This is a genomic window from Leptothrix mechoopdaensis (SeqCode) (assembly GCF_053893855.1).
Genome location: NZ_CM132699.1, coordinates 287883 through 300418, shown reverse-complemented (window position 1 = coordinate 300418; position 12536 = coordinate 287883). Strand labels below are relative to the sequence as shown.

Genomic DNA, 12536 nt, shown 5'->3' with positions numbered 1-12536 from the left:
TCCGGGCTTGCCGGACCCCGATGCAGGGTCAGGTCGGGCGACGTTCGGGGGCCGCCCGGCGCGAGGCTTGCGGGCCGGGCGCCGATCAGCGGCGTCGACCGCCGCCGCCGCGGTTCTTGCCGCCACCACCCGGCTTGGTGAAGTAGGCATCGGCGCCGATGTAGCCCACCGAGGTCTGCAGCGGATCGGGCTCGCGCGGGCCACCGCCGGCGCCCTTGCGAGGGCCGTTGCCGCGTCCGCCGACCGGTTCCTCGGTCGGGCGACCGAAGCCGGCGGAGATGCGCTTGGAGCCGGTCGCGAAGCGGCGATCGAAGGTCTGCTCCAGCGGGTTCGGGATGTACATCGGGCCGTCGTCGTCGTCCAGGTCGTCGCGCGGCACCGACGGCTCGGCGCGCATCGGGCGCTGGTCGGCGCGTGCGTCGGGGCGGCGCTGCTCGAAGTTGCCGCCCTGGCCACCCTGGCCGCCAAAGCCCGGCTTGCCGTTCTTGTTGCGCTGCTTGCCCTGGCCCTGCTGACCACCTTGGCCACCCTGGCCGCCCTGGCGACCGTTCGGTCCGCCCTGGCCGCCCTGGTGCCTCTGGCCCTGTTGGCCCTGTTGGCCCTGGCCCTTGCCCTGCTGCTGGCCGCGCTGCTGCTGCGGCTGCTGGCCACGCGGCTGTTGTGACGGTTGCGACTGGCCCTGCAGGGCCTCGCCGCCCTGCGCATCGCGCTGACCTTGACCTTGACCTTGACCTTGCCCGTCGCGCGGCGCATGCGCCAGCCGGCGGATCGCCCGCACATCGTCCTCGCCGAGCTCGACCCAAACGCCACGCTTGAGGCCGCGCGGCAGCACGACGGTGCCGTAGCGGATGCGGATCAGGCGGCTGACCGTCAGCCCGACGGCATCGAACAGCTTGCGGACCTCGCGGTTGCGGCCTTCGGCAATGATCACGCGGTACCAGTGGTTGACGCCTTCGCCACCGCCGTCGGCGATGGCCTTGAAGGCGGCGCGCTGGCCGTCGACCTCGACGCCTTCGAGCAGCTGGGCGCGGTCACCCTCCTCCAGCTTGCCAAGCACGCGCACGGCGTACTCGCGCTCGACGCCGAAGCGCGGGTGCATCAGCTGGTTGGCCAGCTCGCCCGAGCTGGTGAACAGCAGCAGGCCTTCGGTGTTGATGTCCAGACGACCGACCGACAGCCACTTGCCCGACGGCAGGCGCGGCAGGCCGCGGAACACGGTCGGGCGGCCTTCCGGGTCGTGGTGGGTGACGACCTCGCCGACCGGCTTGTGATAGGCCAGGATGCGGGCCGGGCCGGGGGCGATGCGCACCTTGACCGGGCGGCCGGCGATCTTGATCTGGTCGCCGTGGGCAATGCGCATGCCGACGTGTGCGACCTCGCCGTTGACGGTCACCTGGCCGTCCTGGATCAGCTGCTCCATGTCGCGGCGCGAGCCGACACCGGACTGCGCCAGCACCTTGTGCAGCTTGGGCGCCTCGGGTTCCGGACGCAGCACGCGCTTGGTCGGCTCGGCGGCGGCTTCCTCGACCGGTTCGACGTCGAACTGGCCGGACAGCACCTCGGCGAACAGCTCGCCGGCGTCGACCGGAACGACCGGCACCTCGGCCTCGGCGGCCACCGGCGTGGCATCGGCCGGCACCTGGGTACCGTCGGCCGCCACGGCCACATCACGCGGACCGCGGTCGCGGTCACGGCGGTTGCGGCGGTCACGGCGACGCGGACCGCGTTCCTGCTGGCCATCGCCCGATGCGCCTTCGCCCTCGACCGCAGCGGCTTCCTGCGCCTCGACAGCCGGCTCGGCCGTCGACTCGCTTGCGGGGGTCTCGGCCACAAGCGCTGAGGTCGGCGCTGCGGTCGGCTCCTGCGCCGCGACCGGCTTGCGGCTGCGGGGACGCTTGGCGGGCACCGCATCGGCGACGGCCTCGTCGGCAGCCGGTGCGGCCGGTGCGGCCGGCGTCGCCAGCGCTTCGACAGGAGCATCCGGCTCCGCCGCCTTGCGCCTGCGCGGCGCCTTGGGCTTGGCCTCGGCCACCGCCTCCGCCACCGGCTCGGTCACGACGGGCGCGGCCAGCGACTCGGCCGCGGCCGCTGCGGCCTGCTCGATCGGGCTGGCACTGCGGGCCGGGCTGCGGCGTCGCGGCGCCTTGGCGGCAGGCTCGGCCGCGACATCCGCAGCAGCGACAACTGCAGCGGCGGCATCCGGCACGGTGGCCTCGGCCGTCTTGCGAGGCGCACGACGACGAGGAGCCGGCGTGGCATCGGACGCGGTTCCGGCCGAAGGATCGGCGGCGGTCGGATCGTTGGATTCAGGCAGGTCGTTCATCGTGTGGCCTCAGGCCTCTTCGGAAGGGGTGACGTCGTCCGGAGCCACATCGGCTTCGAGCGCGTCGAGCAGGGAGGTCTGCTGCGGCAATGTCGCAGCCAGGTTCTGGGGGTCGGGCAGCACCGCATCCAGCGTGGGCAGCTGGTCGAGCGAGCGCAGGCCCAGGTCGTCGAGGAACTGGCGCGTGGTCGCCAGCAGGGCCGGTCGGCCGGGAGCGTCGCGATAGCCGATCGTGTCGACCCAGCCGCGATCCTCGAGCTGCTTGATCATCTGGCTGCTGACGGTGACACCGCGGATCTCCTCGATGTCGCCGCGCGTGACGGGCTGCCGGTAGGCAATGATGGCCAGCGTCTCGAGCGTCGCGCGGGTGTACTTCGGCGGCTTCTCGGGATGCAGGCGATCGAGGTAGACGCGCATCTCGGGCCGGCTCTGGAAACGCCAGCCGCTGGCCACGCAGACCAGCTCGACGCCACGGTCGCGCCAGTCGCGCACGAGATCGTCGAGCAGCTCGCGCACCGTGTCGGCGGCCAGCTCGTCATCGAAGAGCACGCGCATCTCGCGCACCGTCATCGGCTGCTGGGCACAGATGAGCGCGGTCTCGAGGACGCGTCGGGCATCCTGGGTGTTCATGAAGTCGGTCTGTCACCTTGGCCGCCATCCCGGCTGCCTGTGTGTGCGGGCCCCTGGCCCGGTCGGTTGCTGTGTTTCGGCCTGTCGGCCGGCGCTGGGATCGTCCCCTGCGAGCCGCGTCACGGACCTTCACACGGAAGGCCGGCATGCCGGCAAGGGACTGTTCAAGCTGTTCGTTCGGAGTCGCGGGTGATGGGGACCAGGCCTCGGCCTTCATCTCGCCCCATCGGATCGAGGCCTTCGGCGGTTCACCGGATCCGGCGCCGGCGGGACTTCTGCCGGCTGGATCGGTGCCTGCGCGGGCGCTGCATCGACTCAACGACGCGGATTGTAGTCCCACGCCGGCAGGCCGCTGAACGGCGAGCCGCAGGCCTGTGTCCACGCCTGTGACAGGTCGGACGGAAGCGGGGCCTCGAACGACAGCGCGCGGCCGTCGACCGGATGCGCCAGCGACAGCCGCGCCGCATGCAGCGCCTGGCGCGTCAGGCCGAGCGCGGGCGCGCCGCCGTACAGCGCATCGGCCAGCAGCGGATGCCCGCGCGAGGCCAGGTGGACGCGGATCTGGTGGGTGCGACCGGTGTGCAGCTTGCAATGCACCGCGCTGACGGCCCGGGCCTTGACCGATGCGACGGCCGGCAGCAACCCGCCGCCGAGCCGCATCACGTCGGTCATCGCCGGCTTGCCGCTGGCGACCAGCGCCATCTTCACGCGCGAGACCGGATCACGCCCGATCGCCGCGTCGATGCGCAGCGGCCGGCCGGGTGCCGTGCCGGCCACGTCGCCATGGACCAGCGCAACGTACTCGCGATGCACGTGGCGATCGGCAATCGCGCGCACCAGCGCGGTCTGCGCGACCAGCGTGCGCGCCACCAGCATCAGCCCGGAGGTGTCCTTGTCGAGCCGGTGCACGATGCCCGCCCGCGGCAGCGTAGCGGCGCCGGCGTGATGGGCCAGCAGGCCATTCAGCAGCGTGCCGCTCCAGTGCCCGGCGGCGGGATGCACGACCAGGCCGGCGGGCTTGTCGATCACCAGCAGATGTTCGTCCTCGTGGACGATGGCCAGCGCGATCGGCTCGGGCCGGAAGGCCGTGCTCTGCGCGGTCGGCATCAGCGCGACCTCGACCTGCTGGCCGGCCGTCACCTTGCGCGAGGCCTGCGTCGCGACACGGCCGTCGACCTGCACGTGGCCGGCCTCGATCAGGTGCTGCAGGTGGCTGCGCGAGAACTCGCCCGCCAACGTCACCAGCAGCTTGTCCAGCCGCAGGCCGTGGGTCGACACGTCGATGCGCGTGGTGCGACGTTCGACGGCCTCGTCGACCTCGTCGTCGACCAGGGCCGGGTCGTGCCCGGTGGGCGAGGTCACGAGGACCCCCTTCCTATAATCATCGGCTTGTTTCCATCGATGCCGGCGCATGACCGCCGGAGAGCAGACGCCATGTCCAGCGCCCTTCAAAGCACGGTCCGCCGCCACAACCCTGGCCCACGCGTCCTGCTGGCCTGCGCCCTGACCCTGGCCGCGCTGCTCGGTGCCTGCGGCAGCGACCCGAAGAAGCTGTCCGAGAACAACGACGTCGGGAAATTGTATGAAGAGGCCCGCGAGGAGGCCGCCGCCGGCGCCAACGAACGGGCCATCAAGCTCTACGAGCGCATCGAGGGTCTGGCCGCTGGCACGCTGCTGGCCCAGCAGGCCGAGCTCGAACGGGCCTATCTGCACTTCAAGCAGCGCGAGAGCGCCCAGGCGCTGGCCGCCGTCGAACGTTTCCTGAAGCTGCACCCGACCAGCCCGGCGGCCGACTACGCGTACTACCTGCAGGGCCTGATCAACTTCAACGATGACCTCGGGTTGTTCGGCAACCTCATCGGCACCGACCTGTCCGAGCGCGACCAGCAGGCCGCCCGGTCGGCCTACCAGAGCTTCAAGCAGCTGGTCGAGCGCTACCCCGACTCGAAGTACACCCCCGATGCCCGCGTGCGCATCAACTACATCATCAACTCGCTGGCCGCCCACGAGGTGCATGTGGCGCGCTACTACTTCCGCCGTGGCGCCTATGTCGCGGCGGCCAACCGGGCGCAGCAGGCGCTGGTCGACTTCCGCGGCGTGCCGGCTGCCGAGGAGGCGCTGTACCTGATGGCCAGCAGCTACGACAAGCTCGGCCTGACCGCCCTGCGCGACGACACCTGGCGCGTGCTGCAGACCAGCTACCCGAAGAGCGCCTGGCTGGCCCGGCGCGAGGACAGTGCGCCGAGCACCGTCGTGAAACGCTGACCGCCACAGGCGACGCTGGCAAACCGTTTCAGGCCGGATCCGTCGCCAGCGAGCGCAGCCATTCGAGCGCCTCGGCCTCGCTCTCGACCATCGGCATCGGCGGCAGCGCCGCCAGCAGCCGCCGGCCATAGCCCATGCTCAGCAGCCGGGTGTCGCAGATGACCAGCAGACCACGATCGGTCTCGCTGCGGATCAGCCGCCCGGCGCCCTGCTTGAGCGCCACCGCCGCCTCTGGCACGAAGTAGTCGTCGAACGGCGACTGGCCCTGCGCCTCCAGGCTGCGGCTGCGCGCCTCGGCCAGCGGGTCGTTCGGCGGCGGGAACGGCAGCTTGTCGATCAGCACGCACTGCAACGCCTTGCCCGGCACGTCGATGCCTTCCCAGAAGCTGTGCGAGCCGACCAGCACGGCGCGCGGCGCGGCCAGGAAGCGGCTCAGCAAGGCCCGCTTCGGACCTTCGCCCTGCACCAGGACCTCGATCGGATCGGCCATCGCGGCGAACACGCCGCGCAGGTGGTCGCCGACCTCGCGCAGCGCGCGCAGCGTCGTCGTCAGCACGAAGGTGCGCCCGCCGAGCGCCGTCGCGCAGCGCGCGGCCAGCGCGCCGACCGCCGCCGGATGGCGCGGGTCGTTCGGTCGCGGCACCGACGACGGCACGTAGAGGCGGCCGTGGCTCGGGTAGTCGAAGGGGCTGCCCACGCGCAAGGTCTGCGCGTCCTCGACGCCCGCGCTGCGCGTGAACCAGCTCAGCTCGTCGTCGTCGCCCAGCGTGGCCGACGTGAAGATCCACGCCCGGCTGCCGTCCTCGACCTGCTCGCGCAGCGTCTCGCGGATGTCCAGCGGCGCCTCCGACAGCCGCGCCTGGTGCAGCGTCAGGTCCATCCAGCGGACATGGCCCGGCGGCACCGGATGCGCATAGCCGGCCAGCAGCTGGCTCAGCGCCTGAGCCCGCTCGCGCAGCTTGGCGAGTTCGGGCGCCGCCTCGACCACCGGTGCCAGCGCATCGACCGCAGCGACGCAGGCCAGCCGCGCGGCTTCGAGCGCCTCGTTGAAGTCGACGCTGCGGCTGCGTTCGTCCCAGCGCAGCCGGACCGATCCGCGCAGCTCGCCGGCACAGGCCAGCCGCAGCCGGCGCGCGCCGTGTTCGACCTGGCCGGCCACGGCGGACCAGTCCTGCAGCCCGCGCGCATGGGCCAGCCCGGCGGCCAGCAGGTCGCGGCTGAAGTCCAGCAGCTGACCGGTGCCGAGGTGGCGGCCCAGGAACTGCACGCCGGCCTCGTTGAGCTGGTGGGCCTCGTCGAACACGACCGCATCGACGCTGGGCAGCAGCTCGGCCATGCCGGTGTCGCGCAGCGCCAGGTCGGCGAAGAAGAGGTGGTGGTTGACGACCACGAGGTCGGCCTGCAGCGCCTCGCGCCGGGCCAGCATGACGTGGCAGTCGCGGTAGCTGGGGCATTCGCTGCCCAGGCAGTTCTCGCGCGTGGAGGTCACCAGCGGCACGATCGGCGAGCGGTCGTCCAGCACGTCAAGCTCGGCCAGATCGCCCTTGCGGGTGGTCTGCGCCCATTGTTCGATGCGGGCGAGCAGGCGCACCGACTGGCGGTCCGGCAGTTCGGCCTGCTGGCGCGCCAGCTGCAGGCGGTGCAGGCACAGGTAGGACGCACGGCCCTTGAGCAGGGCGATCTGCACCGGCAGGCCCAGCTGGCGAGCCAGTCGCGGCAGGTCGCGCAGGAACAGCTGGTCCTGCAGGCTCTTGGTGGCCGTGCTGACCAGCGCGCGCTGGCCCGACAGCAGCAGCGGCACGAGGTAGCCGAAGGTCTTGCCGACGCCGGTGCCGGCCTCGGCGACGAGCACGCTGCGCTCGTCGAGCGCCTTCGCGACGGCCAGAGCCAGCCGGGTCTGGACCTCGCGCGGGCGGAACTGCGCATCGCTGCGGGCCAGCAGGCCTTCGGGTGCGAAGGCCTCGACCACCTCGGCCTGGAGCGGGCTGCGGGCGGCGGCCATCAGCGGCGGGCCATGCCGGTCGGGCGGTAGGTCGGGGATGTCGTCAAGGTCAGGAGCGGGCGATCGAGGCCGTCAGGATGCCCGTCGGCGTGGACAATGCAGCGAGTCGCGCTGCCACGTGCAGCGTTGCCGGCACGCGCAAAACGTGTCCACGATTATAGTTTTCGACCATGAAATCATTGGCGCCGGGACACCGGCTGACGGCCGCCACCGCGATCGATCGCGGAGACCGTCTCTATCAGCAGGACCAGGTCGAGGTCTATGCACATCCGCGCGTGGCCGGCTGCCTGCTGGCGATCCTGGCCGACGGCATGGGCGGCAAGAGCGGCGGTCGCAAGGCCGCCGACCAGGTGCTGCTGATCGCGCGCCAGCTGTTCGAGCGCTTCGTGCCGGTCAAGGACAGCGCCGAGGCGCTGCTCAGGCGGCTGGTCGAGGAATCGCACCTGATGATCAAGCTGACCGCGATCACCTCCGAGCAGGAGCCGCACAGCACGATCGCCGCCGCGCTGCTGCTGCCGAACCGCGAATGCCACGTGATCCACGCCGGCGACTCGCGCGTCTACCTGTTCCGCGGTCCGCAGATGGTCACGCGCACGCTGGACCACTCGCTGGTGCAGCGCCTGATCGACCAGGGCGAGATCTCCGAGGACGAGGCCAACGACCACCCGCACGGCCACCTGCTGACCGGTTGCCTGGGCGCCGACGAGGACCCGCCGATCACGCTCGAACCGGTGCAGACGCTGGAACTGGGCGACACCGTCCTGCTGTGCAGCGACGGCCTGTGGCACTACTTCACCCCGCGCGAGCTGGGCACGATCACGCATGCGCTGAAGCCGCGTGACGCCACCAAGATGCTGATCGCCAAGGCGCGCCAGCGGGCCCGGGGCGGCGGCGACAACGTCTCGCTGGCGCTGGTGAAGGTCGAGGCGCTGGACGCGCCGGACGACGGCGGTTGAGCCGCTGCGGCCGCGCCGCTCAGGTCAGCGACGTGTCGACGTCGCGCCGCTCCAGCGAGAGGAATTCGGCCGACTGCATCTCCGTCAGGCGCGAGACCGTGCGCGGGAACTCGTGCGCCAGCGGGCCTTCGGTGTAGAGCTGCTCGGGCGGCACGGCCGCCGAGATCACCAGCTTGACGCGCCGGTCGTAGAGCACGTCGACCAGCCAGGTGAAGCGGCGGGCTTCGGAGGCCAGCTTGGGCGGCATCAGCGGCACGTTCGACAGGATCAGCGTGTGGAACTGCGTGGCCAGCTCGAGGTAGTCGTTCTGCGAACGCGGGCCGCCGCACAGTTCCTTGAAGTCGAACCAGACCACGCCACCGGCCTTGCGACGCGCGCGGATCACGCGGTGCTCGATGTTGAGCACCGGGTCCTCGTCGCGGGCCTCGGCCAGGTCCTCGAAGGTGCGCGTCAGCGAGGCATCGGCGTCCGGCCCGAGGGGGCAGTGGTACAGCTCGACCTGTTCGAGCGTGCGGCGCCGGTAGTCGGTGCCGTTGTCGACGTTGATGACCTCCAGCTGCGCCTTCAGCAGCTCGATGGCCGGCAGGATGCGGTCGCGGTGCAGACCGTTCGGGTAGAGCCCGTCGGGGTGGAAGTTCGACGTCGTGATGATCGACACGCGGTTGCGGAACATCGCGTCCAGCAGCCGGTGCAGGATCATCGCGTCGGTCACGTCGGCGACGTGGAACTCGTCGAAGCAGATCAGCCGGAAGCGCCGGGCGATGCGCCGGCCCAGCTCGTCGAGCGGGTCGACCGTGCCCTTGAGGTCCTGCAGCTCGCGGTGCACCTCGCGCATGAACTCGTGGAAGTGCAGCCGCGTCTTGCGCTGCAGCGGCACGGCCTGGAAGAACGCGTCCATCAGGAAACTCTTGCCGCGCCCCACCCCGCCGTACATGTAGACCCCGCGCGGGATCGGCGGGCGCACCAGCGCCTTGGTCAGCGCATTGCTGCGCCGCGCCTTGTACGCCGCCCACTCGTCCTGGCAGCGCTGCAGCGCCGCCACCGCGCGCAGCTGGGCCGGATCGGCCTGGTAGCCGCGCTCGGCGAGGGTCTGGTGGTAGAGATCGGTGACGTTCAAGGCGAGGCTGTCCGGCTGGAGCTCAGAAGTTCAGCGTGCGCTTGTCGACGGCCAGCGCGGCTTCCTTGGTCGCCTCCGACAGCGACGGGTGGGCGTGGCAGATGCGCGCGATGTCCTCGGCCGAGGCCTTGAACGCCATCGCGACGACCGCTTCCGAGATCAGCTCGGAGGCGTACGGCCCGACGATGTGAACGCCCAGGATCTCGTCGGTCTTGGCGTCGGCCAGGAACTTGACGAAGCCGGTGGTGTCGCCCAGCGCCCGCGCACGGCCGTTGGCCAGGAAGGGGAACTGGCCGGCCTTGTAGGCCACGCCGTCGGCCTTGAGCTGCTGCTCGGTGCGGCCGACCCAGGCGATCTCGGGGCTGGTGTAGATGACCCACGGGATGATCGAGAAGTCGACATGGCCGTGCTGGCCGGCGATGCGCTCGGCCACCGCCACGCCTTCCTCCTCGGCCTTGTGCGCCAGCATCGGGCCGCGCACCACGTCACCGACCGCCCACACGCCGGGCAGGTTGGTGCGGCATTCGTCGTCGACCACGATCGCGCCGCGCTCGTCGAGCTTCAGGCCGACGGCTTCGGTGTTCAGGCCGATGGTGTTGGCGACACGGCCGATCGAGACGATCAGCTTGTCCACCGCCAGCGTCTGCTCGGCGCCCTTGGCATCGGCATACGAGACGACCACGCCGTCGCCGCTGCTGTCGACCTTCGAGATCTTCACGCCGAACTCGAACTTCAGGCCCTGCTTCTGGAACGCCTTGAGCGCCTCCTTGGCCACGCCTTCATCGGCCGCGCCGAGGAAGCCGGGCATGGCTTCGAGGATCGTGACCTGCGCACCCAGGCGGCGCCAGACCGACCCCATCTCCAGGCCGATCACGCCCGAGCCGATCACGCCGAGCTTCGCGGGCACCGCGCCGATGCGCAGCGCGCCGTCGTTCGACAGGATCTTGTCCTCGTCGAAGGCCGCACCGGGCAGCGCACGGGCGTTCGAGCCGGTGGCGAGGATGACCTGCCTGGCCGTCAGCGTCTCGGCCGCAGCGCCGGCGACGTTGATCTCGTAGCCACCCTCGACCGCCTTGGCGAACGAGCCGCGGCCGTGGAAGAAGCTGACCTTGTTCTTCTTGAACAGGTAGAGGATGCCGTCGTTGTTCTGCTTCACGACGGTGTTCTTGCGGCCGACCATCTTGGCCACGTCGATCTTCAGGTCCGACAGGCCGATGCCGTGTTCGGCGAAGTGGTGACCGGCGTGCTCGAAGTGCTCGCTGGACTGCAGCAGCGCCTTGGACGGGATGCAACCGACGTTGGTGCAGGTGCCGCCGGGAGCGGGGCCGCCCTTCTCGTTCTTCCACTCGTCGATGCAGGCGACGTTGAAGCCGAGCTGCGCTGCACGGATGGCGGCGATGTAGCCGCCGGGGCCGCCGCCGATCACGACGACATCAAAGGACTTGGACATGGTGACCTATCGTTCTCGCCCGTCTCAGGGCGTCAGGTGGGAGCGTGGGCCGGGCGACGGGGCCAGCGGCACGAAGATCCACAGCAGGAGGTAGAGCAGCCCGCCGGTGCCGGCGAACAGGAAGAGCAGCGCGAAGGCCAGCCGCCACAGCCACGACTCGGCGCCGGTCAGGCGCGCCAGACCGCCGCAGACACCGGCGATCCAGCGGTCGTCGGCCGTGCGGCGAAAGCCGTTGCCGGCGACCACCGCCGGTGCAGGCGCCTGGCCGGACAGCAGCCGCGCCTTGGCCTGCGCGAACTCGGCCTCGCTCAACACGCCGCGCTGGCGCAGCGCATCAAGTTGCTGGAGTTCGTCGGCGAGGCTCATCAGGCGCTCCTAGAAAGTCTTGAGCGACGCGCTGAAGTCGTGCAGGAACCGTCGCGAGCGGCCCGAGGTGGCGTCGAGCACCACAGCCGTACTCCCGTACGGCGAGGAGCACAGGCGCCAGATCGGGTCGCGCAGCAGGTTCATGCGCGGCTTCAGATGTCGAACAGCAGGCGCGCCGGGTCTTCCAGCGCTTCCTTCATCGCCACCAGACCCAGCACGGCTTCGCGGCCGTCGATGATGCGGTGGTCGTAGGACATCGCGAGGTAGTTGATCGGGCGCACCACGACCTGGCCGTTCTCGACCACCGCGCGGTCCTTGGTCGCGTGCACGCCCAGGATGGCCGACTGCGGCGGGTTGATGATCGGCGTCGACAGCATCGAGCCGAAGGTGCCGCCGTTCGAGATCGAGAACGTGCCGCCGGTCAGCTCCTCGATGCCCAGCTTGCCGTCCTTGGCCTTCTGGCCGAACTCGGCGATCTTCTTCTCGATGTCGGCGAAGCTCATCTGGTCCGCATTGCGGATGATGGGCACCACCAGGCCACGCGGCGAGCCGACCGCGATGCCGATGTCGAAGTAGCCGTGGTAGACGATGTCGTTGCCGTCGACCGAAGCGTTCAGCACCGGGAACTTCTTCAGCGCATGGACGGCGGCCTTGACGAAGAAGCTCATGAAGCCGAGCTTGACGCCGTGTTCCTTCTCGAACTTGTCCTGGAACTTCTTGCGCATGTCCATCAGCGGCGCCATGTTCACTTCGTTGAACGTGGTCAGGATGGCATTGGTCGACTGCGACTGCAGCAGACGCTCGGCGACGCGGGCGCGCAGGCGGCTCATCGGCACGCGCTGTTCCGGGCGGTCGCCCAGGTTCTGCGCGGACGGTGCGGCCACGGCCGGCAGCGGCTTGGCCACGGCCGAGGCGGCCGGCACGCTGATGGCCGGTGCGGCGGCGGGCTTGGCGGCCCCTGCGGCGACGGCACCCAGCACGTCGCCCTTGGTGACGCGGCCGTCCTTGCCGGTGCCGGCCACGGCGCCGACCGACAGGTTGTTGTCGGCCAGCAGCTTGGCGGCGGCGGGCATCGCGACGCCGGACTTGTCGGCGCTCGGCGCGGCCGCAGGTGCGGCGGCCGGGGCGGCAGCGGCAGCAGCCGGAGCGGCGGCGCCGGCCTTGCCTTCGGTGTCGATCTGGGCGATCAGCTGGTCGCTGACGACCGTGCCGCCATTGCCCACCACGTGGGCGGCCAGCACGCCGGCGGCCGGCGCGGGGACTTCGAGCACGACCTTGTCGGTCTCGATCTCGATCAGGATTTCATCGATCGCCACGGCTTCACCGGGCTGCTTCTTCCATTGCAGGAGGGTCGCCTCGGCGACCGACTCGGACAACTGGGGGACCTTGACTTCAACGATGGCCATTTGGAATCTCTTTTGTTCGGG

Annotated in this window: 11 protein-coding genes; 2 read left to right on the top strand and 9 right to left on the bottom strand. The window is 70.7% G+C overall.

Going from position 1 to position 12536, the window contains the following annotated elements:
* Positions 1-85: 85 nt before the first annotated feature.
* From ACWA7K_RS01355 to ACWA7K_RS01345, 3 genes are all read right to left on the bottom strand, one after another.
* Entirely contained in the window at positions 86-2323 is a 2238-nt protein-coding gene (locus ACWA7K_RS01355) for a pseudouridine synthase (RefSeq protein ID WP_456164900.1), read from the bottom strand.
* Between the two features lie 9 nt (positions 2324-2332).
* Positions 2333-2953: an SMC-Scp complex subunit ScpB gene (gene scpB, locus ACWA7K_RS01350; protein WP_456164898.1), complete on the bottom strand. Its 621-nt coding sequence runs from the start codon at positions 2951-2953 to the stop codon at positions 2333-2335.
* 315 nt (positions 2954-3268) lie between these two features.
* On the bottom strand, positions 3269-4315 hold the full coding sequence (locus ACWA7K_RS01345; RefSeq protein WP_456164896.1) for an RluA family pseudouridine synthase: 1047 nt from the start codon (positions 4313-4315) through the stop codon (positions 3269-3271).
* A 72-nt stretch (positions 4316-4387) separates the two neighbouring features.
* Between ACWA7K_RS01345 and ACWA7K_RS01340 the strand changes: the two genes are divergently transcribed.
* On the top strand, positions 4388-5218 hold the full coding sequence (locus ACWA7K_RS01340) for an outer membrane protein assembly factor BamD (RefSeq protein ID WP_456164894.1): 831 nt from the start codon (positions 4388-4390) through the stop codon (positions 5216-5218).
* Between the two features lie 28 nt (positions 5219-5246).
* Here ACWA7K_RS01340 and ACWA7K_RS01335 read toward each other — a convergent pair whose 3' ends face one another.
* A complete protein-coding gene (locus tag ACWA7K_RS01335) occupies positions 5247-7220 on the bottom strand; it encodes an ATP-dependent DNA helicase (protein WP_456164892.1) in 1974 nt (657 codons plus the stop codon).
* A gap of 170 nt (positions 7221-7390) precedes the next feature.
* Here ACWA7K_RS01335 and ACWA7K_RS01330 point away from each other — a divergent pair, with 170 nt between their 5' ends.
* Positions 7391-8176, top strand: coding sequence for a PP2C family protein-serine/threonine phosphatase (locus ACWA7K_RS01330; RefSeq protein ID WP_456164890.1), 786 nt, complete (start codon positions 7391-7393; stop codon positions 8174-8176).
* Between the two features lie 19 nt (positions 8177-8195).
* Here ACWA7K_RS01330 and zapE read toward each other — a convergent pair whose 3' ends face one another.
* The 5 genes from zapE to odhB are packed head-to-tail and all read right to left on the bottom strand — an operon-like array spanning position 8196 to position 12515.
* A complete protein-coding gene (gene zapE, locus ACWA7K_RS01325) occupies positions 8196-9293 on the bottom strand; it encodes a cell division protein ZapE (protein ID WP_456164888.1) in 1098 nt (365 codons plus the stop codon).
* Between the two features lie 22 nt (positions 9294-9315).
* Positions 9316-10743 (bottom strand): dihydrolipoyl dehydrogenase, encoded by a 1428-nt coding sequence (lpdA, locus tag ACWA7K_RS01320; protein WP_456164886.1) that lies wholly within the window; start codon positions 10741-10743, stop codon positions 9316-9318.
* A gap of 24 nt (positions 10744-10767) precedes the next feature.
* The gene (locus tag ACWA7K_RS01315) at positions 10768-11109 is read right to left on the bottom strand and encodes a PspC domain-containing protein (protein ID WP_456164884.1); all 342 of its coding nucleotides are present in this window, start codon (positions 11107-11109) and stop codon (positions 10768-10770) included.
* Between the two features lie 9 nt (positions 11110-11118).
* Positions 11119-11253 (bottom strand): hypothetical protein, encoded by a 135-nt coding sequence (locus ACWA7K_RS01310; RefSeq protein WP_456164882.1) that lies wholly within the window; start codon positions 11251-11253, stop codon positions 11119-11121.
* A gap of 8 nt (positions 11254-11261) precedes the next feature.
* A complete protein-coding gene (gene odhB / locus ACWA7K_RS01305) occupies positions 11262-12515 on the bottom strand; it encodes a 2-oxoglutarate dehydrogenase complex dihydrolipoyllysine-residue succinyltransferase (protein ID WP_456164880.1) in 1254 nt (417 codons plus the stop codon).
* Positions 12516-12536: the final 21 nt, after the last annotated feature.